A 19,495-nucleotide genomic window follows, 5' to 3' on the forward strand; every position below is an offset into this window, starting at 1 on the left:
TCGCGCCCCGGAACTCCGGGGCCGCAGAACCTCAGGGCCGGTACGGGGCCTGCGACGCCTGCTGCACCAGCGGGATGATCCGCAGCGGCACGGCGTTCTCCATGACGATCGCCGTGGAGGCCCGCACGATGCCATCAAAACCCACAACCCGGTCGATCACACGCTGGAGGTCGGCGTTCGAGCGTGCGACCAGACGGCAGAGCATGTCGCCGCGCCCGGTGGTGGTGTGCAGCTCCAGCACCTCGGGGACGGTCGCGAGGTGCGCCCGGACGTCGCCGCCCTGCCCCTGCTTGATCTCCAGCGTCGCGAAGGCCGTCACCGGATAGCCCAGCGCCGCCGGGTCCACGTCCGGGCCGAAGCCGCGGATGACGCCCTGCGCCTGCAGCCGGTCCAGCCGCGCCTGGACGGTCCCGCGCGCCACGCCCAGCCGGCGCGAGGCCTCCAGCACGCCGATCCGCGGCTCCTCGGCCAGCAGCTCGATCAGCCGGCCGTCCAAACGATCGATCGCCATGCAGTCCTCCCAGTGGTCAGCATGTACAGAACGTCCGGTGTTACCTGCGGTCTGCTATGCAGTCTGCCCAGTGAATACGCAAACTATTGCGCACCTTGTGGATCAGCGGGACGCTGCGGCCATGACTCAGACCACGGATCACACCCCGCACACCGCACGGCAGGCCGACCCCTTCCCGGTCAAGGGGATGGACGCGGTGGTCTTCGCCGTCGGCAACGCCAAGCAGGCCGCCCACTACTACTCCACCGCCTTCGGCATGAAGCTCGTCGCCTACCGCGGACCGGAGAACGGAAGCCGCGAGAGCGCCAGCTACGTGCTGGAGTCGGGCGGCGCCCGCTTCGTCCTCACCACGGTCATCAAGGCCGCGACCGACCGCGGCCGGGCCCTCGCCGCCCACGTCGCCGAGCACGGCGACGGCGTCGTCGACCTCGCCATCGAGGTGCCGGACGCGCGCGCCGCGTACGCCTACGCCGTCGAGCACGGCGCCACCGGCCTGGAGGCCCCGTACGAGCTGGAGGACGAGCACGGCAAGGTCGTCCTCGCCGCGATCGCCACCTACGGCGAGACCCGCCACACGCTCGTCGAGCGCTCCGCCTACAGCGGCCCGTACCTGCCCGGCTACGCGGCCGCCAAGCCGCTCGTCGAGCCCGGGGACCGCCGCTTCCAGGCCATCGACCACTGCGTGGGCAACGTCGAGCTCGGCAAGATGGACGAGTGGGTGTCGTTCTACAACAACGTCATGCACTTCACGAACATGAAGGAGTTCGTGGGCGACGACATCGCCACCGAGTACTCCGCGCTCATGTCGAAGGTCGTCGCCGACGGCACCCGCAAGGTGAAGTTCCCGCTCAACGAGCCGGCCATCGCCAAGAAGAAGTCGCAGATCGACGAGTACCTCGAGTTCTACAACGGCCCCGGCGTCCAGCACATCGCCCTCGCCACCAACGACATCGTCGCCACCGTGCGCGCCATGCGGGCGGCGGGCGTGCAGTTCCTCGACACCCCGGACTCGTACTACGACACGCTGGGCGAGTGGGTCGGCGAGACCCGCGTACCGGTCGACACCCTGCGCGAGCTGAAGATCCTCGCGGACCGCGACGAGGACGGCTACCTGCTGCAGATCTTCACCAAGCCCGTGCAGGACCGGCCGACGGTCTTCTTCGAGATGATCGAGCGGCACGGCTCGATGGGCTTCGGCAAGGGCAACTTCAAGGCGCTCTTCGAGGCGATCGAGCGGGAGCAGGAGAAGCGCGGCAACCTGTAGCCCGATTCGCACAAGGGTGCCCGGGGAATGAGCCCCCCATGGGCGATCTGATCAAGCTGTTGCGCGAAGGGCTCCCCGCGGAGGCGATCCTCACCGACCCCGACGTCACCGCGTCCTACGCCAAGGACATGGCCGGCTTCTGCGCCGCAGGGCGGCCCGCGGTCGTCACCCTGCCCCGCACCGTGGAGCACGTACAGCACGTCATGCGCACCGCCACCGCCTTGCGGGTGCCCGTCGTCCCGCAAGGCGCCCGCACCGGCCTGTCCGGCGCGGCCAACGCGAGCGACGGCTGCATCGTCCTCTCCCTCGTCAAGATGGACCGCATCCTGGAGATCGACCCCGTCGACCGCGTCGCCGTCGTCGAACCGGGCGTCGTCAACGCCGTGCTCTCCCGCGCCGTCGCCGAACAGGGCCTCTACTACCCGCCCGACCCCTCCAGCTGGGAGCAGTGCACCATCGGCGGCAACATCGGCACCGCCTCCGGCGGCCTGTGCTGCGTGAAGTACGGCGTCACCGGCGAATACGTCCTCGGCCTCGACATCGTCCTGGCCGACGGCCGGCTGCTGAGGACGGGCCGCCGCACCGCCAAGGGCGTCGCGGGCTACGACCTCACCCGCCTGTTCGTCGGCTCCGAGGGCAGCCTCGGCATCGTCGTACGGGCCGTCCTCGCGCTCCGCCCGGCCCCGCCCCAACAGCTCGTGCTGGCCGCCGAGTTCCCCTCCGTCGCCGCGGCCGCCGAGGCCGTCCGCGAGATCATGGCCCGCGGCCACGCCCCCTCGCTGCTGGAGCTCATGGACGGCACGACGATCCGCGCCGTCAACGCCATGGCGCGCATGGGCCTCCCCGAGACCACCGAGGCCCTCCTGCTCGCCGCCTTCGACACCCCCGACCCGGCCGCGGACCTCGCCGCCGTCGCCGGGCTGTGCACGGCCGCCGGAGCCGACCAGGTCGTCCCCGCCGAGGACGCCGCCGAGTCCGAGCTGCTCCTGCAGGCCCGCCGGCTCGCCCTCACCGCCCTGGAGGCCCTCCGCCCCGCCACCATGATCGACGACGTGTGCGTCCCGCGCTCCCGCCTCGCCGACATGCTCGAAGGCACCGCCGGGATCGCCCGCAAGTACGGGCTCACCATCGGCGTCTGCGCCCACGCGGGCGACGGCAACACCCACCCCGTCGTCTGCTTCGACCCCGCCGACGCCGACGAGTCGCGCCGCGCCCGCGAGTCCTTCGACGCGATCATGGCCCTCGGCCTGGAGCTGGGCGGCACGATCACCGGCGAGCACGGCGTGGGCGTCCTGAAGAAGGAGTGGCTGGCGAGGGAACTGGGCCCGGTGGGCCTGGAGATCCAGCGGGGCATCAAACGGGTCCTCGACCCCGAGGGCATCCTCAACCCGGGCAAGGTACTGGACCTTTAACGGGCCCTCCAGCGGCGCGACACAGCACGGCACTGCACAGCACGGCGCGGCACGGCCCGGCACGGCCCGGCGCGGCGCACGCCGGAGCGTGATCGCCGCACAGGCATCACGCGTCCAGAATGTCCCGCAGCGCCGCGTCCAGCCCCAGCCGCTCCGGCTCCGACCCCGGCGCCACCACCCGCAGGGTCCGCTCCAGCCACGCCGACACCGCCGGCTCCGGGGCCTCCAGCAGCGCCGCCCCGTCCGGCGAGGACAGCGCCATGCACACCACGTTGCGCCCGTCCGTCCGCGTCGGCCACACCCGTACGTCCCCGCTGCCGCACGGCCGGAACACGCCCTCCACCAGCAGCTCGCGCGCGAACGTCCAGTGCACCGGGGCCTCCGAGGTCACGTGGAAGGCGATGTGCACCGCGTACGGGTCGGCCGTGCGGTAGCTCAGCCGCGACGGCACGGGGATGCTGCGCTCGGGCGACAGCACCAGGTCGATCTCCAGCTCTCTTTCCACCACGGTGTGCATGAAGTGCGCCCTCTCTGCTCTGCTTCCGTCGGTCCGTGGCCCCTCGCGAACGGGCCCGCACCGACTGAGAGCGCATCGACCCCCACACCATTACGCGACTTCGCCGAACCGGTGCGCCGGTCGCACGTGTGAGTGGTCCCGCCCGCGGGACGGCCGCAGAGTGGAGAGCCGTCTGGTAGACCTGTGTGCTGCGCCCCCGGTTGCCTTTTGTGCATAGAGGTCATGAGGTACGGGAGCAGCGCGCCCCACATCGCTCGTGTGCGGCAGACTGCTTGTCGTCGCCGCCCCACCGAGCACCGACACCGCAGTACGGCCGAGCAGATACGGGACATCGGAGACCATGAGCGCCCCTTCCTCAGGATCCGCCGACAGCAGCCCCGTCCAGGGCTTCTACCCGGACCCGTCCATTCCTGGCTATATCCGCTACTGGAGCGGCTCCGCCTGGGTGCCCGGCACGAGCCGGCCCGCGCCCGCCGAGGGCGAGCCGATGCCCGCCCCGCCCGCCGGCGTCGCCAAGCCCGCGGCGCCCGCGCTCGCCGCGCCCGTGCCGCCGACCCCGCGCCGCCCCGAGCCCGCCCGGCAGGAGCCGCGCCCGGACGAGACCGGTCCCATGTTCCTCGACGAGGAGCCCGCCCTGCGCGACGCCCGCGCCGAGCAGCCGGCCTCCGCCTGGCGCGCGGAGCCGGCCCGGCAGGAGGGCTTCGGCGGGGAGCAGGACCGGCGCGTCTCCTGGGGGGACGGGCCCGCGTCCGGCGGCGCCCTGCCCACGCCCCGCGACCCGCGCGTCGCCCCGCCCCTCACGCCCGCCGAGCCGTCCCGCCCCGAGCCCGCCCGGCCGGAGCCCTCCCGCGCCGAGCCGGCCCGCGCCGAGGAGAGCCCCGCCCGCGGGCAGAGCGTCCCCGCCGTCAGGCCGGGCGGCACGATGCAGCTGCGTACGTCCGGCAAGCCCGTCCCGGCGTCGGCCTCGCCGGGCTGGCCGGATGCCCGTGCCGACGAGGCGCGGCCCCAGGCCGAACCGCAGCAGGGGCTTTCGGGCCCGCAGTCGCAGCCGGCACCGCAGGCGTCGGCACCGTCACCCGCGCCGTCGCAGTCCGCACCGGAGCGCCAGGCGCTGCCGGCCGCGGCCCCGGCGCCCGCGCTGCCCGCCCCCGCGCGCTCCGCCCCCGCCCTGCCCGAGCGGCAGGAGGCGCCCCGTACCGCCGAGCCGGCCAGGCCCGCGGCCGGCGGCTGGGCCCAGCAGGTGCAGCAACTGGCCCAGCAGCAGCCCGCGCAGACGTCCGCCTCCGGTTCCTCCGACGCGCCCGCGCCGTGGAAGCCCCCGAAGGACGATCCGTTCCTGCAGGCAGCCCGGGAGCAGCAGGGCCGGCCCGCGCCGCTGGGCCGCCGGTTCGCCGCCCGGCTGGTCGACACCGTCGTGCTCGGGGCCGTCGTCTCCGCCGCGGCCGTGCCGCTGTGGGCCAAGGCCGTCGAGCACATCGACGCCAAGGTCGAGCAGGCGAAGCAGTCCGGCGAGACGGTCACGGTCTGGCTGCTCGACGGCACGACCGGCGGCTATCTGGCCGTCGTGCTGGGCGTCCTGCTGGTCGCCGGGGTGGTGCTGGAAGCGCTGCCGACCGCCAAGTGGGGCCGCACGCTGGGCAAGCGCCTGTGCGGGGTCCGCGTGCTGGACATCGAGGCGCACGACACCCCGCGCTTCGGGGCGGCGCTGCGCCGCTGGCTGGTGTACGGGGGGCTGGGCGCCCTGGGCATCGGCGTCGTGGGCGCCCTGTGGTGCCTCGTCGACCGGCCGTGGCGGCAGTGCTGGCACGACAAGGCGGCGCGCACGTTCGTGGCGGCGGGCAAGCGCTGAGGCCCCTGGGGCGCCGCCCCGGGCCCGGTGCGACCCGAACGGCACCTCTTCGGATGCGACGGGCAGGAGCCTGGGTTCTACTCGGCCCATGAGCACCGAGCAGCCCCGCGACGACGACCCGTTCCGGAAGCGGCCATCGGAGCCTTCCGGGCCGCCACCGCCTCCCGGGCCGGGCCCGGAAGGCGGCGGTGCGTACTCCGGCGGGGGCCAACCGCCCGGCGCCGGCGGTCCGTACGGAGGCGGCCCCTACGGGGGCGACCCGTACGGCGGCGGGGGCGCCCCGGGCCCGGGCGGGCCCGGCAACCCCTACGGGGACCAGTACGGCGCGGCCGACCCGCTCGCGGGCATGCCGCCGCTCGCGAACCGGGGGAAGCGGCTCATCGCCCGCATCATCGACGGGCTGCTCGTCTCCATCCCGGTCACCGCGGTCTTCAAGGCGGCGGTGTGGGACTGGGATCCGGGGGACTGGAACGACGGCAGGTCCACGAGCCTGGGCATCATCGTGTCCGTCGTCTACTTCGTCTACGAGGGGCTGATGCTCACCAAGCGGGGCCAGACCGTCGGCAAGATGGTGATGGGCATCCGGGTGGCGATGCTGGAGAACGGCGCGATCCCCGAGGGAAGCCCGGGCTGGACGCGCGCCGCCGTGTACTCCCTGCCGCAGGTGGTGCCCTGCTGCGGCTTCGTCTTCTGGCTCGTCAACGTGCTCTGGTGTACCTGGGACCAGCCCTATCACCACTGCATTCACGACAAGGCGGCCAAGACCGTGGTGGTCTCAGCCGTGTAGGGAGTGCTCGCCGAGTCTCGGCTCGGCGGGCAGGGGAGTGCGCTGCCGGGGCACCCGGGGCTTGCGGGCGCCGGCGCGCGGCATGGGGAAGGCGACGGCGACGAACAGGCCGAGCGCGAGCGCTGCGACGGCGATGACCGCGATCCCGAACCCCGAGCTCGTCTGCGAGAGCAGCAGCATGGCGAGGGTCGAGAAGACGACGGTGGCCGATCCGTAGGTTATCTGTGCGGGAGTCGGACGCGGCATGGCGGGATCCGTCCTCGGAGCAAGGTGTGGGGTGCGGAGCCGGCTGGTGCACACAACATGCCGGGGGCAAGTGTGTATACCAAAACGACTCTACGGTCCTGTCTGCCCGAGCGGAACTGCCGGTAAGCGTGACCTAACACACGGTGCCGGAGCACGGGGGGCGCACGGAGTCATCCAACGGTCCAGGGGGTGAGATGGGCGCGCCCGTTGTTGTCCGAAATCCGTAACTTAAAGGCCGGATAACGTACTTGCTCTTCCGAGTCTAGTCAAGGTCTGTCTTTTCTGGCGTCACTCCGGTCAAATACCTCCACAGTTCTTACTGGGGAGGACATTCACAAGTGAACAGCAGCCAACGGAGGCTCGCCAGATCCGCCGCCGTGGCCACGGTCGTCGCGCTCGCCGCGACGGCCCTGACCGCGGGGACCACGGTCGGGATCGCTCAGGCGGCCACCACTGCCGACACGCCGTCGGGCATCGAGCGCCACGACCCGGAGCAAGCCGGGAAGAGCGTCGAGCACGACCTCAAGGGGCCGTTCAGCAAGAAGCGTGAGGCTCAGCGCAAGGCCGCGCTCGACAAGGTCATATCCGGGGACGCCCGCGCGGAGCAGCGCGGCGCGTCCAAGGTCGTTCAGCTCGGCAAGGGGAAGTACGTCGAGCTGGGCCGGGAGAAGACCGACAAGATCTTCACGATCCTCGTGGACTTCGGCGACAAGGTCGACGACACCACGATGTACGACCCGGACGGTCCGGACGGCCCCAAGCCGCCCGTGAAGAAGTTCGGCGGCCAGGCGGGCCCGGCGCACAACCAGATCAAGCAGCCGGACCGCAAGCAGGACAACAGCACGGCCTGGGAGAAGGACTACAACCGCCAGTACTTCCAGGACCTGTACTTCTCGCACGACAAGGGCAAGGAGTCCCTGGCCAAGTACTACGAGAGGCAGTCCTCGGGCCGCTACTCCGTCGAGGGCACCGTCACCGACTGGGTCAAGGTCCAGTGGAACGAGGCCCGTTACGGCTCCAACTACTGCGGCTCCACCAACTGCCCCAGCGCCTGGGACCTGGTGCGCGACGGCGTCAACCAGTGGGTCAAGGACCAGAAGGCGGCCGGCCGCAGCGACGCCGACATCAAGGCGGAGCTGGCCAAGTACGACCAGTGGGACCGCAACGACTTCGACGGCGACGGCAACTTCAACGAGCCCGACGGCTACATCGACCACTTCCAGATCGTGCACGCCGGTGAGGACGAGTCCGCCGGCGGCGGCGCGCAGAAGACCGACGCCATCTGGGCCCACCGCTGGTACGCCTACGGCTCGGACGCCGGCAAGACCGGCCCCGCGAACAACAAGGCCGGCGGCACGCAGATCGCCGACACCGGCATCTGGGTCGGCGACTACACCATGCAGCCGGAGAACGGCGGCCTCGGCGTCTTCGCCCACGAGTACGGCCACGACCTCGGCCTGCCGGACGAGTACGACACCACCGGCACCGGCGAGTCCTCCGTCGCCTACTGGTCCCTGATGTCCTCCGGTTCGTGGCTGGGCCGCGGCAAGGACAGCATCGGCGAGCTCCCCGGCGACATGAGCTCCTGGGACAAGCTGCAGCTCGGCTGGCTCAACTACGACAAGGCGAAGGCGGCGACGAAGTCGACGCACAAGCTGGGCGTGGCCGAGTACAACACCAAGGACAAGCAGGCGGTCGTCGTCGAGCTGCCCAACAAGGCGGTCAAGACCGACGTCGTCAAGCCCGCCGAGGGCGGCAAGCAGTGGTGGGGCGGTCAGGCCGACGACCTGAAGAACACGCTCTCCCGCCCGGTCGACCTCACCGGCAAGTCCAAGGCCAGCCTGGACCTCTCGGCCTGGTGGGACATCGAGGCCAACTACGACTACGCCTACGCCGAGGTCTCCACGGACGGCGGCGCCAACTGGACCCCCGTCGACGGCACGGCCGACGGCAAGTCCATCCCGCGCGACGGCGGCGACAAGCCCGCCCTGACCGGTGTCTCGGGCGCGTACAAGAAGCTGTCGTACCCGCTCGACGCGTACGCCGGCAAGAAGATCGACCTGCGCTTCCGCTACACCACCGACGGCGGCACCACCGGCAAGGGCTTCACGGCCGACGCCATCAGCGTCACCGCCGACGGCGCCGCCCTCTTCACCGACGGTGCCGAGGGTGACGACAACGGCTGGACGGCGAAGGGCTTCTCGCGCATCGGCGAGTCCTTCACCAAGGAGTACGCGCAGTACTACATCGCCGAGAACCGCCAGTACGTGTCGTACGACGAGACCCTCAAGTCCGGTCCGTACAACTTCGGATGGAAGAGCACCCGCCCGAGCTGGGTCGAGCACTACCCGTACCAGAAGGGCCTGCTCATCTGGAAGTGGGACACCTCGCAGGCCGACAACAACGTCGGCGTGCACCCCGGTGTCGGCCGCATCCTGCCGATCGACGCCCACCCGCAGGTCGAGAAGTGGGCCGACGGTTCGGTCATGCGCAACCGCTTCCAGGCCTACGACTCGCCCTTCAGCTGGTTCCCCAGCGAGGGCTACACCGTCCACCAGGACGGCGTGGCGACCCGTGTGAAGGGCAAGCTCGGCACGTCGGTCTTCGACGACCGCAAGGGCACCTACTGGAGCAAGGACAACCCGACCGGCGGTGTGCAGGTTACTGACACCAACACCCGGATCAAGATCCTGTGGCAGGCCCCCAGCGGCTCCACGATGACCGTCCAGGTGGGCCCCTCGGGCAAGTAGTCCCCTGACAGTCTGCATCTGACCAGGTCAGAGCCGTATCGGCCGTCGCCCCCTAGCGGGCGGCGGCCGATCGCGTTTAGATGACTGCCGTGACGCTGTTATTGACACCCCGGTCCGGGGAGAGGTGACACGGGCATGGCAGGCGGTGGTTTCTGCAAGCTGCCGGGCGGCAGTGTGGTGGTGGCCCTGTACCTTCCGGGCCCGCCCGGCGGGGGCGCCTCGCCCGGGGCCCGCGTGCGGGTGCTGGTGCACGCCGCGAACCGGGCACGGGCGCTCACGCGCCTGCGGAACCTTGGCCTGCGCGCCGTCTACCTCCGCGGCAACACGGAGCCGCCCACGCCGGACGAGATAACGGCGGTGCTCCACCACCCCGACGGCCTGGTCTGGCGCGAGGCCCCGGACGACGACACGGAGTCGTGGCACGGCATACGCACCCTGCTGCGCAGGGCTCCGGCGGCGTAGGGGCTGCGCCCGGCTTCGCTGCGGCGGGGCTTGCCCCGGCCCGGCACCGCCGGATGCGCCGGCGTCGGCCGGTCGCCGTTGCGGCGGGGGGATTTTCCCCAGCCCCGCCCCTTCCCGTAGCCGGGGCGCTGCCCCGGACCCCGGGGTGCTGGGGGCTCGCCCCCGGGAAACGGTGAAAGGGCGGGACCGGGGCCATTCCCTCCGCCGCGACGGTGCTCAGCCACCGTCGGCGCATCCGGCGGTGCCGAGCCGTGCTCGAGGCGGGCTCACCCCGTCTGAACGACCGGCTTCCCGCTCAGTTCGACCCCCGCGTCGCGGAGCTCCCCGAGCGCCTTCTCCGTCGTCCGCGGAGCAACCCCCGCCGTCAGGTCGAGCAGCACATGGGTCGAAAAACCCTCCCGCGCCGCATCCAGCGCAGTGGCCCGCACGCAGTGGTCCGTGGCGATGCCGACGACGTCGACCTCCGTGACGCCCCGCTCGCGCAGCCAGTCCGCCAGGGACACCCCGTTCTCGTCGGTGCCCTCGAACCCGCTGTACGCGGCCGCGTACGCCCCCTTGTCGAAGACGGCGTCTATCGCCCCGGAGGCGATCACGGGGGCGAAGTTCGGGTGGAACCCGGATCCCTCCGTGCCGGCGACGCAGTGCGGCGGCCAGGTGTTCTCGTAGTCCGGCTCGGCGGAGAAGTGGGCGCCGGGGTCTATGTGGTGGTCGCGCGTGGCGACGATGTGCCGGTATCCGGGCGTGGCCTCGCCGACGAGGTCGGTGATGGCCGCGGCCACGTCGGCGCCGCCGGCGACTGCGAGGCTGCCGCCCTCGCAGAAGTCGTTCTGCACGTCGACGATGATCAGTGCACGCTGCATGATGCGGATCCTTTGTGGAAGGGCCCTCGGCCGACAGTGCGGATCGCCTCTCTGTGACCGAGGGTAGTGACTTCCGTTGCGCAATGGGAGAGGGACCCGGAGCGGGGGAGGCCCACCGGGCGCGCGGGGAGCGTCAGAGGTACTCGGTGGGGAGTACCGGCTCACCCCGCGAGAGCTGGGTGGCGGAGAGCGGGAGCCCCGCCCGGGCAGCGGCGTGCCGGTCCCGTGCGGCGTCCAGGGGCTCGCGGGCGACGACCTCGCCGCCGCGCACCAGCTCGGTGATCAGCTGGTGGTCCGCGAGCGCGTCCGGTACCGGGCCGGTACCGATGACCTCGGCCTCGGCCACCCCGTCCGCGTCGGGCCGGCGCGCGGCCCACTTGCGGCCGCCGATGGAGGTCTTGCCGCCCATGGACTTCTTGGCGACCGGCCGCAGCGGGGCGTCCGGGCCGGCCTCGTCCGCGCGGGCCACGAGCTTGTAGACCATCGAGCACGTGGGGTGCCCGCTGCCGGTCACCAGCTGCGTGCCCACCCCGTAGGCGTCTACGGGCGCCGCGGCGAGCGAGGCGATGGCGTACTCGTCCAGGTCGCTGGTGACGACGATCCGCGTCTTCGTGGCGCCCAGGTCGTCCAGCTGCTGCCGCACCCGGTGCGCGAGCAGCAGCAGGTCGCCGGAGTCGATGCGGACGGCGCCGAGCTCCGGCCCGGCGATCTCCACAGCAGTCCGGACGGCCTCGGTGACGTCGTAGGTGTCCACGAGCAGGGTCGTGCCGCCGCCGAGCGAGTCGACCTGGGCGGTGAAGGCGTCGCGCTCGCTGTCGTGCAGCAGCGTGAAGGCGTGCGCACTGGTGCCGACGGTGGGAATGCTGTAGCGGAAGCCGGCCGCGAGGTCGGAGGTGGAGGTGAAGCCGCCGACGTAGGCGGCGCGGGCGGCGGCCACGGCCGCGAGCTCGTGGGTGCGCCGGGCGCCCATCTCGATCAGCGGGCGGTCGCCGGCGGCCACGGCCATCCGGGAGGCCGCGGCGGCGACGGCCGAGTCGTGGTTGAGGATCGACAGGATCACGGTCTCCAGCAGCACCGCCTCGGCGAAGGTGCCCTCGACGCGCAGGATCGGCGAGCCGGGGAAGTAGACCTCCCCCTCGGGGTAGCCCCAGATGTCGCCGCGGAAGCGGTAGTCCGCGAGCCGGGCGAGGGTCGGTTCGTCGACGATCCGCTGGGCGGCGAGGAAGTCCAGCACGCCGCTGTCGAAGCGGAAGTTCTCCACGGCGTCCAGGACCCGGCCGGTGCCGCCCACGACGCCGTAGCGGCGTCCCTCGGGGAGCCGGCGGGTGAAGACCTCGAAGACCGAGCGGCGGTCGGCGGTGCCGGAGCGCAGCGCGGCCTGCAGCATCGTGAGTTCGTACCGGTCGGTGAAGAGGGCCGTCGACGGAACGTCCACCGGCAGCCTCAAGTCCGCAGCGTTCATGGACCAGATGCTACCCCCAATCTCGTCAGTCTGACGATTTCTCGGTGTGCGACCCGGCACGTCCTCGCCGCGCGACCCGGCACGTCCTCGCCGCGCGACCCGGCACGTCCCCGACGCGCGGCCGGGCGGCACCCCGTTTGTGCATCGCGCCCCCGCGAGTGGCAGCATGGGAAACGTGAGTGTTGCACCGGTCGAGATCGAACGCCCCGAGTCGAGCGAGTCCCCGTACGCGGTGACCGAGCCCGACGTCCCCTGGGTCACGCTGGTTCACAACGACCCCGTCAACCTCATGAGTTATGTGACGTATGTCTTCCAGGCGTACTTCGGCTACTCCAAGGACAAGGCCCACAAGCTGATGCTCGACGTCCACCACAAGGGGCGCGCCACCGTCTCCAGCGGCAGCCGCGAAGAGATGGAGCGCGACGTGCAGGCGATGCACGGCTACGGGCTGTGGGCGACGCTGTCGCAGGACCGTTGATGGCCGGCCACTTCGAGCCGCTGTCCGGCGGCGGGGCCGCCGTGGCCCTGGACGAGGTCGAGGTCTCCATCCTGCGCAGCCTGGCCGTGCAGCTCCTGGAGCTGATCGGCCCGGGCGCCGAGTCCGCCGGCCCCGAGGGTGCCGATCCGCTCGCGCGGCTCTTCGCCGAGGGCCCGAGCGAGCCGCCGTCCGATCCCGCGCTGGCCCGGCTCTTCCCCGACGCCTACGGCGACCCGGGTGCCGAGCAGGACCCGCAGGAGCGCGCGCACGCCGCCGAATTCCGCCGCTACACCGAGAACGACCTGCGCGACCGCAAGCGCGAGGACGCCCTCGCGGTCGTCCGCTCGCTCGACTCGCTCACCGTCGCCGGTGACGAGGCCGCGGTCCTGCGGCTCACGCCCGAGGACTGCCGGCGCTGGCTGGGTGCGCTCAACGACCTCCGGCTGGCCATCGGGGCGCGGCTGGAAATCGCCCATGACGACGACAGTGAGGCGCTGCTCCGGCTGCCGGACGAGGATCCGCGCAAGCCGATGGTGATGGCCTATCTCTGGCTCGGTGGCCTGCAGGAATCGCTGGTAGAGGCACTTATCGGCTGATCGATCAAATGCGTCCGGGCGTCCGCTCAGGGAACAATCAAGTCCGGATAACGATCGGATCACCGTAGTGGCGGCTATTAGCCGTTCCTTTCCTTATTGTCCGCATTTCTTTGTGGTCCGTGTCACTCGGTCATGATCGCCATTCAGACGATCTACCGGCCACTCGTGATACATCTTGCCGACCTGCCTCCGTGACGCCACCCATGTTCACGGCGGGAGCGCTGAGCCGGCCGACCGTCGGCACTCGCAGGACTCCATCCGGGGGGATCGGAACCCGATCCGGAGCAACCGGATCGGTATGGAGAAAGGCGCACCACCATGACCTCTGAGCAGGTCGCGGCCCGTACCGCGGACGCAGTCGCGGAACCGGGCCACAAGGGAAGCGGCAAGGCGGCTTCCGAGGGTTACGAGCGGGGACTCGGTAACCGACAGATTCAGATGATCGCCATTGGTGGCGCCATCGGCACCGGCCTCTTCCTCGGCGCGGGGAAGGCCATTTCCAAGGCCGGCCCGAGCCTGATCCTGGCCTATGCGATAGCGGGCCTGGTCATCTTCTTCATCATGCGAGCGCTCGGCGAGCTGCTCATGTACCGCCCGGTGTCGGGCTCCTTCTCGGACTACGCCCGGGAGTTCCTCGGCCCCTTCTGGGGCTATGTGACCGGATGGACGTACTGGCTCTTCTGGGTCGTCACCGGAATCACCGAGGTGACCGCCGCGGCGGCCTATGTGCAGTACTGGGACAAGGACATCCCGCAATGGGTGTCCGCACTGGTCTTCACCGTCATCCTGTATTTCGCCAACCTGATCTCCGTGAAGCTCTTCGGCGAGCTGGAGTTCTGGTTCTCGATGGTCAAGGTCACCGCCATCATCGGCATGATCCTCATCGGTATCGGCGTGCTGACGATCGGCTTCTCCGACGCCGGTGACACCGCCACCGTGGCCAATCTCTGGAACGACGGCGGATTCTTCCCGCACGGCATCGGCAGCACCCTGATGACCCTGCAGATCGTGATGTTCGCCTTCCTCGCCGTCGAGCTGGTCGGCGTCACCGCGGGCGAGGCCAAGGACCCGGAGAAGACGCTCCCCAAGGCGATCAACACCGTGCCGTGGCGCATCGCGGTCTTCTACATCGGCGCGCTGATCATCATCCTGGCCGTGGTCCCGTGGGGCGAGTTCATGCCCGGCGTGAGCCCGTTCGTGGCCGCCTTCCAGAAGATCGGTCTCCCGGCCGGCGCCGGCATCGTCAACTTCGTCGTCCTCACGGCGGCGCTGTCGTCCTGCAACTCCGGCATGTACTCCACCGGCCGCATGCTGCGTGACCTCTCGCTCAACGGCCAGGGTCCGAAGTTCTTCGGCCAGCTGACCAAGGGCGGCCTGCCGCTGCGCGGCACCACCTTCTCCGCCGCGCTGATGCTCGTCGGTGTGTGGATCAACTACCAGTGGCCGGGCAAGGCGTTCGACTACGTCGTCTCCTTCGCGACCATCTCCGGCATGTGGGCCTGGATCATGATCCTCGTGGCCCAGCTCCGCTACCGCCGCAAGGCCAACCGCGGCGAGCTCCCGCAGTCCACGTTCCGGGCCCCCGGCGCGCCGTGGACCAGCCTCTTCGCCCTCGGCTTCATCTTCATGGTGATCGTGATGATGGGCCTCGACGAGAACGCGCGGGTCTCGCTGTACTGCGCCCCCGTCTGGGCGGCGATCATGTGGGTGTCCTACCTCGTCCTCAAGGCCCGCAACCCGCAGGCCTTCGAGCGCAAGGACTACACGCAGGCCGTCGAGGCCGAGCAGAAGGTCGAGCAGGTCGCCTGACGGCCTGACGCCTGACCCGCCGGACCCCGCACTGTCCGGCATCCGGGCCCGCCCGTACCACTCCTCGGTACGGGCGGGCCCTTCCCTTTACCCCGGCGATCCCCGCGTGCCTATCCTGGGGCGCATGCTGACCATCACCCAGGACCTGTACGACCGGATCGTCGCGCACGCCCGCGCGGACCACCCCGACGAGGCCTGCGGCGTGGTCGCGGGGCCGGCCGGCAGCGACCGCCCCGAGCGGTTCGTCCCGATGCTCAACGCCGCCCGCTCGCCCACGTTCTACGAGTTCGACTCCGCGGACCTGCTCAAGCTCTACCGCGAGCTGGACGACCGCGACGAGGAGCCCGTGGTCATCTACCACTCGCACACGGCCACCGAGGCCTACCCCTCCCGCACGGACATCTCGTACGCCAACGAGCCCGGCGCCCACTACGTGCTGGTGTCCACCGCCGACACCGACGGCGAGGGCCCCTTCCAGTTCCGTTCGTTCCGCATAGTGGACGGCCAGGTGACCGAGGAGGACGTCACCGTGGTGCCTGCTTACTGAGCACAGGGCCTCCGGCGGGCCGCCGCTGTCCGCATTCCGGTACGAACTTCCGGCGGCCGCACACGGAATCGATACGATCGCCCCAGGTGCCCCACCCGCACGCCGACAGGAGCCACATCATGGCCATCGAGGTCCGCATTCCGACCATTCTCCGCACCTACACCGACGGCAAGAAGGCCGTCGAAGGCAGCGGTGCCACCATCGACGAGCTCTTCAAGGACCTCGAGACCCGCCACGCGGGCATCCGCGAGCGCCTCGTCGACGAGTCCGGCGAGCTGCGCCGCTTCGTCAACGTCTACCTCAACGACGAGGACGTCCGCTTCCTCGCCGGCATCGGCACCGAGCTCGGCGACGGCGACAGCGTCACCATCCTCCCGGCCGTCGCCGGCGGAATGGCCTGAGTCCCGCGCATGCGTTACGACAGCCACCTGGCCTCGGTCGGCAACACCCCGCTGGTGCGGCTGCCCAGGCTCTCCCCGTCCGAGTCGGTCCGCGTCTGGGCCAAGCTGGAGGACCGCAACCCCACCGGCTCGGTCAAGGACCGCCCCGCCCTGCACATGATCGAGCAGGCGGAGCGGAGCGGGCGGCTGACCCCCGGCTGCACCATCCTCGAGCCCACCTCCGGCAACACCGGCATCTCGCTGGCCATGGCGGCCCGCCTCAAGGGCTACCGCATCGTGTGCGTCATGCCGGAGAACACCAGCGAGGAGCGGCGGCAGCTGCTCGCCATGTGGGGCGCGGAGATCGTCTCCTCGCCCGCCGCGGGCGGCTCCAACACCGCCGTCCGCGTCGCCAAGGAGCTCGCCGCCGAGCACACCGACTGGGTGATGCTCTACCAGTACGGCAACCCCGACAACGCCGGTGCGCACTACGCCGGCACGGGCCCGGAGATCCTCGCCGACCTCCCCGAGATCACCCACTTCGTCGCCGGCCTCGGCACCACCGGCACGCTCATGGGCGTCGGCCGCTACCTGCGCGAGCACAAGCCCGGCGTGAGCATCGTCGCCGCCGAGCCCCGCTACGACGACCTCGTCTACGGCCTGCGCAACCTGGACGAGGGCTTCGTCCCCGAGCTCTACGACGCCTCCGTCCTCACCACGCGCTACTCGGTCGGCTCCGAGGACGCCGTGCGCCGCACGCGCGAGCTCCTCACCGAGGAGGGCATCTTCGCGGGCGTCTCCACGGGCGCCGTCCTGCACGCCGCCCTCGGCGTGGCCCGCAAGGCCGAACGTGCCGGGGAGAGCGCCGACATCGCCTTCGTCGTGGCCGACGGCGGCTGGAAGTACCTCTCGACGGGCATCTACACGGCCCCCACCACGGAGGCGGCCGTGGAGGCGCTGCACGGCCAGCTCTGGGCGTAGCCGCAGGGCCGTCCCCGGGCCCGGCGGGCCCGGCCCGGGGGTCCGCCCAGAAGGGTCCGTACCGGTGACTTCAGCCACAACCCCACCTCGCGGAGGAGCGGCCGTCCCGTTCGCGCTTTACGCTCGACGGACCGCATGGCCCCCCGTCACGAGTCAACGGAGGTTCAGGCCCGCATGAAGCTCACCGTCGTCGGATGCTCGGGGTCGTTCCCGTCCACGGAATCGGCCTGCTCGAGCTACCTCGTAGAGGCCGACGGCTTCCGGCTGCTCCTCGACATGGGCAACGGCGCCCTCGGCGAGCTGCAGCGCCACATCGGTCTCTACGACCTCGATGCCATCCTGCTCTCGCACCTGCACCCCGACCACTGCATCGACATGTGCGGCTACTTCGTGGCCCGCTACTACCGGCACGAGGGCGGCCGCGCCGAGGCCATCCCCGTCTACGGCCCGCGGGACACCGAGCACCGGCTGGCCACGGCGTACGGGGACGTGCCCGACGACTCCTGCATGAGCGAGGTCTTCGACTTCCGCACGCTCACCCCCGGCACCTTCTCCCTGGGCCCGCTGACCGTCCGCACGGACCGGGTCCGCCACCCCGTCGAGGCCTTCGCCTTCCGCGTTGAGCACGACGGCAGCGCGCTCGTCTACTCCGGCGACACCGGCCCCTGCGAGGAGCTGCACGGCCTGGCCGACGGCGCCGACCTTCTGCTGTGCGAGGCGTCGTTCACCCACGGCAAGGAGGACATCCCCGACCTCCACCTCAACGGCCGCGAGGCGGGCGAGCACGCCGCGCGGGCCGGTGCGGGCCGGCTGGTCCTCACCCACATCCCGCCGTGGACGGACCCGCTGACCAACCTCCGCGACGCACAGGCCGTCTACGACGGGCCGGTCGAACTCGCCCGTGCGGGCGCGGTGTACGAGCTCTGACCCCCGGTTCCTTTTGTTTTCCGGAAACCCGGAAATGCGCAAGCAAATGCCCCCGGAATCCATTGGATTCCGGGGGCAGCTGCTTGTATTGCCTTGCTTACGAGGTCACGCCTTCAATTCGGCGGACTCTTCCTCGGACTCGCGGCCCGGGGTCTTGAGGTCGAACTTCGTGATGGCGAAGCGGAAGACCACATAGTAGATCGCGGCGAAGCACAGACCCACGAGGACCAGCATCCACGGCTTCGAGGCGATGCCCAGGTTCAGCAGGAAGTCGATGACGCCGGCCGAGAAGCCGAAGCCGTCCTTCATGCCGAGCGCCCAGGTCAGGGCCATCGAGACACCGGTCAGCACCGCGTGGATCGCGTAGAGCACCGGCGCGACGAACATGAAGGTGAACTCGATCGGCTCGGTCACGCCGGTGACGAAGGCGGTGAGCGCGAGGGAGAACATCATGCCGCCGACGACCTTGCGGTTCTCGGGGCGGGCGCAGTGCACGATCGCGAGGCAGGCGGCCGGCAGCGCGAACATCATGATCGGGAAGAAGCCGGTCATGAACTGGCCGGCGTTCGGGTCGCCGGCGAGGAAGCGGGCGATGTCGCCGTTGACGGTGCCCTTGGGGCCCTCGTACGAACCCGCCTGGAACCACGGGAAGGAGTTGAGCAGGTGGTGCATGCCGACCGGGATCAGACCGCGGTTGGCGACGCCGAAGATGCCCGCGCCCACCGCGCCGGAGCCGACCAGCCACTCGCCGAAGCTGTGCAGACCCGTGCCGAGCACCGGCCATATGTAACCGAAGGCGACGCCGATGAGCAGACCCGCGAAGGACGACAGGATCGGCACCAGGCGGCGGCCGCCGAAGAAGCCCGCCCAGTCCGGCAGCTTGGTGCGGTAGAAGCGCTGGTATATCAGCGCTACCACGAGGCCCATCACGACGCCGCCGAGGACCTTGGCGTCGACGGCCTGCTCCACCATGGCGACCTTGTGGTCGACCACGGCCTCCTTCTTCGGGAGGCTGCCGTCGGTGAAGGTGCCCAGGACCTTGGAGAAGACCAGGTAACCGGCCACGGCGGCCAGCGCCGTCGAGCCGTCCGACTTCTTGGCGTAGCCGATCGCGACACCCACGGCGAAGAGCAGCGCCATGTTGTCGAGGATCGCGCCGCCGCCGGCGGACATGAATTCGGCGATCTTGTTGAGGAACGCCGGGAGGGACTCCTTGCCCAGCATGTCGCCCTGGCCGAGGCGGACCATCAGCGCGGCGGCGGGGAGCACCGCGACCGGCAGCATCAGGCTGCGGCCGATACGCTGGGCAATCGCCATGGCGCCGGCGCCGAACTTCTTCTTCTCCGGCGCAGCGGCGTCGTCAGGCGCCGCCTTTGCCGCCTTGGCGCTCTTACTCATCGGATTCCTCCAGGTGAGGCGGGCGCTCGGGGGAAGGGGGACGGCCCGCTTTTGGTCTACACCACTCAGTGGTTTAGACCTGTTGTAGCACGTGAGTACGGGATAAAGGAATCCGTGCTTCTCCGTGGCTTCGGACACAGATCCGGACACCGATCCGGACGTGGATCCGGACACGGATCCGGGTGCAGATCCGGGCGCACGGAAAAGCCCCCGGACCGGGTGGTCTCCGGGGGCTCTCTCGGTGACGGGCTGCGATTAG

General features: G+C 70.7%; 19 protein-coding genes. 13 read left to right on the forward strand and 6 right to left on the reverse strand.

Annotation, left to right across the window (positions count from 1 at the left end; genetic code table 11):
- Positions 1–31: 31 nt before the first annotated feature.
- Positions 32–511 (reverse strand): Lrp/AsnC family transcriptional regulator, encoded by a 480-nt coding sequence (locus tag AS857_RS17575; RefSeq protein WP_058044268.1) that lies wholly within the window; start codon positions 509–511, stop codon positions 32–34.
- 121 nt (positions 512–632) lie between these two features.
- Here AS857_RS17575 and hppD point away from each other — a divergent pair, with 121 nt between their 5' ends.
- Both hppD and AS857_RS17585 read left to right on the forward strand, forming a co-directional pair.
- The gene (gene hppD / locus AS857_RS17580) at positions 633–1,775 is read left to right on the forward strand and encodes a 4-hydroxyphenylpyruvate dioxygenase (protein ID WP_058044269.1); all 1,143 of its coding nucleotides are present in this window, start codon (positions 633–635) and stop codon (positions 1,773–1,775) included.
- Between the two features lie 38 nt (positions 1,776–1,813).
- The gene (locus AS857_RS17585) at positions 1,814–3,187 is read left to right on the forward strand and encodes an FAD-binding oxidoreductase (protein WP_058044270.1); all 1,374 of its coding nucleotides are present in this window, start codon (positions 1,814–1,816) and stop codon (positions 3,185–3,187) included.
- A gap of 106 nt (positions 3,188–3,293) precedes the next feature.
- Here AS857_RS17585 and AS857_RS17590 read toward each other — a convergent pair whose 3' ends face one another.
- On the reverse strand, positions 3,294–3,704 hold the full coding sequence (locus AS857_RS17590; RefSeq protein WP_058044271.1) for an SsgA family sporulation/cell division regulator: 411 nt from the start codon (positions 3,702–3,704) through the stop codon (positions 3,294–3,296).
- Between the two features lie 340 nt (positions 3,705–4,044).
- On the opposite strand from AS857_RS17590, the gene AS857_RS17595 reads away from it, so the two are divergent.
- Positions 4,045–5,553 (forward strand): RDD family protein, encoded by a 1,509-nt coding sequence (locus tag AS857_RS17595; protein WP_058044272.1) that lies wholly within the window; start codon positions 4,045–4,047, stop codon positions 5,551–5,553.
- Positions 5,554–5,641: 88 nt separating this feature from the next.
- Positions 5,642–6,340 carry an RDD family protein gene (locus AS857_RS17600; RefSeq protein WP_058044273.1) on the forward strand — a complete coding sequence of 233 codons (699 nt, stop codon included), beginning with the start codon at positions 5,642–5,644 and terminating at the stop codon, positions 6,338–6,340.
- Here AS857_RS17600 and AS857_RS17605 read toward each other — a convergent pair.
- Complete coding sequence (locus AS857_RS17605; protein ID WP_058044274.1) at positions 6,329–6,586, reverse strand: hypothetical protein; 258 nt, start codon at positions 6,584–6,586, stop codon at positions 6,329–6,331. The two genes, AS857_RS17600 and AS857_RS17605, sit on opposite strands and share 12 nt — an antisense overlap.
- A 338-nt stretch (positions 6,587–6,924) precedes the next feature.
- On the opposite strand from AS857_RS17605, the gene AS857_RS17610 reads away from it, so the two are divergent.
- Positions 6,925–9,336: an immune inhibitor A domain-containing protein gene (locus AS857_RS17610; protein ID WP_058044275.1), complete on the forward strand. Its 2,412-nt coding sequence runs from the start codon at positions 6,925–6,927 to the stop codon at positions 9,334–9,336.
- A 135-nt stretch (positions 9,337–9,471) separates the two neighbouring features.
- Entirely contained in the window at positions 9,472–9,798 is a 327-nt protein-coding gene (locus tag AS857_RS17615) for a hypothetical protein (protein WP_058044276.1), read from the forward strand.
- Between the two features lie 266 nt (positions 9,799–10,064).
- On the opposite strand, the gene AS857_RS17620 is transcribed toward AS857_RS17615, so the two are convergent.
- Both AS857_RS17620 and AS857_RS17625 read right to left on the reverse strand, forming a co-directional pair.
- Positions 10,065–10,658 carry an isochorismatase family protein gene (locus tag AS857_RS17620; protein ID WP_058044277.1) on the reverse strand — a complete coding sequence of 198 codons (594 nt, stop codon included), beginning with the start codon at positions 10,656–10,658 and terminating at the stop codon, positions 10,065–10,067.
- A 133-nt stretch (positions 10,659–10,791) separates the two neighbouring features.
- Positions 10,792–12,120 (reverse strand): nicotinate phosphoribosyltransferase, encoded by a 1,329-nt coding sequence (locus tag AS857_RS17625; protein ID WP_058044278.1) that lies wholly within the window; start codon positions 12,118–12,120, stop codon positions 10,792–10,794.
- Between the two features lie 166 nt (positions 12,121–12,286).
- Between AS857_RS17625 and clpS the strand changes: the two genes are divergently transcribed.
- The 7 genes from clpS (at position 12,287) to AS857_RS17660 (ending at position 17,838) form a co-directional block, all read left to right on the forward strand.
- The gene (clpS, locus tag AS857_RS17630; protein ID WP_058044279.1) at positions 12,287–12,598 is read left to right on the forward strand and encodes an ATP-dependent Clp protease adapter ClpS; all 312 of its coding nucleotides are present in this window, start codon (positions 12,287–12,289) and stop codon (positions 12,596–12,598) included.
- The gene (locus AS857_RS17635) at positions 12,598–13,194 is read left to right on the forward strand and encodes a DUF2017 domain-containing protein (protein WP_058044280.1); all 597 of its coding nucleotides are present in this window, start codon (positions 12,598–12,600) and stop codon (positions 13,192–13,194) included. Before clpS ends, AS857_RS17635 begins: the two co-directional genes overlap by 1 nt.
- Before the next feature lie 318 nt (positions 13,195–13,512).
- Positions 13,513–15,003: an amino acid permease gene (locus tag AS857_RS17640; RefSeq protein ID WP_058044281.1), complete on the forward strand. Its 1,491-nt coding sequence runs from the start codon at positions 13,513–13,515 to the stop codon at positions 15,001–15,003.
- A 124-nt stretch (positions 15,004–15,127) separates the two neighbouring features.
- Positions 15,128–15,550 carry a M67 family metallopeptidase gene (locus AS857_RS17645; RefSeq protein WP_058044282.1) on the forward strand — a complete coding sequence of 141 codons (423 nt, stop codon included), beginning with the start codon at positions 15,128–15,130 and terminating at the stop codon, positions 15,548–15,550.
- A 119-nt stretch (positions 15,551–15,669) separates the two neighbouring features.
- Positions 15,670–15,951 (forward strand): MoaD/ThiS family protein, encoded by a 282-nt coding sequence (locus AS857_RS17650; protein ID WP_058044283.1) that lies wholly within the window; start codon positions 15,670–15,672, stop codon positions 15,949–15,951.
- A 9-nt stretch (positions 15,952–15,960) separates the two neighbouring features.
- The gene (locus tag AS857_RS17655) at positions 15,961–16,911 is read left to right on the forward strand and encodes a PLP-dependent cysteine synthase family protein (RefSeq protein ID WP_058044284.1); all 951 of its coding nucleotides are present in this window, start codon (positions 15,961–15,963) and stop codon (positions 16,909–16,911) included.
- A gap of 174 nt (positions 16,912–17,085) precedes the next feature.
- Positions 17,086–17,838, forward strand: coding sequence for an MBL fold metallo-hydrolase (locus tag AS857_RS17660; RefSeq protein ID WP_058044285.1), 753 nt, complete (start codon positions 17,086–17,088; stop codon positions 17,836–17,838).
- A gap of 105 nt (positions 17,839–17,943) precedes the next feature.
- On the opposite strand, the gene AS857_RS17665 is transcribed toward AS857_RS17660, so the two are convergent.
- Positions 17,944–19,236, reverse strand: a complete 1,293-nt coding sequence (locus tag AS857_RS17665) for a PTS transporter subunit EIIC (protein ID WP_058044286.1) — start codon at positions 19,234–19,236, stop codon at positions 17,944–17,946.
- Positions 19,237–19,495: the final 259 nt, after the last annotated feature.

This window comes from Streptomyces roseifaciens, from assembly GCF_001445655.1.
Taxonomy (GTDB): Bacteria; Actinomycetota; Actinomycetes; order Streptomycetales; family Streptomycetaceae; genus Streptomyces; species Streptomyces aureoversilis.

Excerpts from the sequence above, each read along its gene's own strand:
- AS857_RS17575 (WP_058044268.1), bottom strand. The coding sequence starts at position 511 with ATGGCGATCGATCGTTTGGACGGCCGGCTGATCGAGCTGCTGGCCGAG.
- hppD (WP_058044269.1), top strand. The coding sequence starts at position 633 with ATGACTCAGACCACGGATCACACCCCGCACACCGCACGGCAGGCCGAC.
- AS857_RS17585 (WP_058044270.1), top strand. The coding sequence starts at position 1,814 with ATGGGCGATCTGATCAAGCTGTTGCGCGAAGGGCTCCCCGCGGAGGCG.
- AS857_RS17590 (WP_058044271.1), bottom strand. The coding sequence starts at position 3,704 with ATGCACACCGTGGTGGAAAGAGAGCTGGAGATCGACCTGGTGCTGTCG.
- AS857_RS17595 (WP_058044272.1), top strand. The coding sequence starts at position 4,045 with ATGAGCGCCCCTTCCTCAGGATCCGCCGACAGCAGCCCCGTCCAGGGC.
- AS857_RS17600 (WP_058044273.1), top strand. The coding sequence starts at position 5,642 with ATGAGCACCGAGCAGCCCCGCGACGACGACCCGTTCCGGAAGCGGCCA.
- AS857_RS17605 (WP_058044274.1), bottom strand. The coding sequence starts at position 6,586 with ATGCCGCGTCCGACTCCCGCACAGATAACCTACGGATCGGCCACCGTC.
- AS857_RS17615 (WP_058044276.1), top strand. The coding sequence starts at position 9,472 with ATGGCAGGCGGTGGTTTCTGCAAGCTGCCGGGCGGCAGTGTGGTGGTG.
- AS857_RS17620 (WP_058044277.1), bottom strand. The coding sequence starts at position 10,658 with ATGCAGCGTGCACTGATCATCGTCGACGTGCAGAACGACTTCTGCGAG.
- AS857_RS17625 (WP_058044278.1), bottom strand. The coding sequence starts at position 12,120 with ATGAACGCTGCGGACTTGAGGCTGCCGGTGGACGTTCCGTCGACGGCC.
- clpS (WP_058044279.1), top strand. The coding sequence starts at position 12,287 with ATGGGAAACGTGAGTGTTGCACCGGTCGAGATCGAACGCCCCGAGTCG.
- AS857_RS17635 (WP_058044280.1), top strand. The coding sequence starts at position 12,598 with ATGGCCGGCCACTTCGAGCCGCTGTCCGGCGGCGGGGCCGCCGTGGCC.
- AS857_RS17640 (WP_058044281.1), top strand. The coding sequence starts at position 13,513 with ATGACCTCTGAGCAGGTCGCGGCCCGTACCGCGGACGCAGTCGCGGAA.
- AS857_RS17645 (WP_058044282.1), top strand. The coding sequence starts at position 15,128 with ATGCTGACCATCACCCAGGACCTGTACGACCGGATCGTCGCGCACGCC.
- AS857_RS17650 (WP_058044283.1), top strand. The coding sequence starts at position 15,670 with ATGGCCATCGAGGTCCGCATTCCGACCATTCTCCGCACCTACACCGAC.
- AS857_RS17655 (WP_058044284.1), top strand. The coding sequence starts at position 15,961 with ATGCGTTACGACAGCCACCTGGCCTCGGTCGGCAACACCCCGCTGGTG.
- AS857_RS17660 (WP_058044285.1), top strand. The coding sequence starts at position 17,086 with ATGAAGCTCACCGTCGTCGGATGCTCGGGGTCGTTCCCGTCCACGGAA.
- AS857_RS17665 (WP_058044286.1), bottom strand. The coding sequence starts at position 19,236 with ATGAGTAAGAGCGCCAAGGCGGCAAAGGCGGCGCCTGACGACGCCGCT.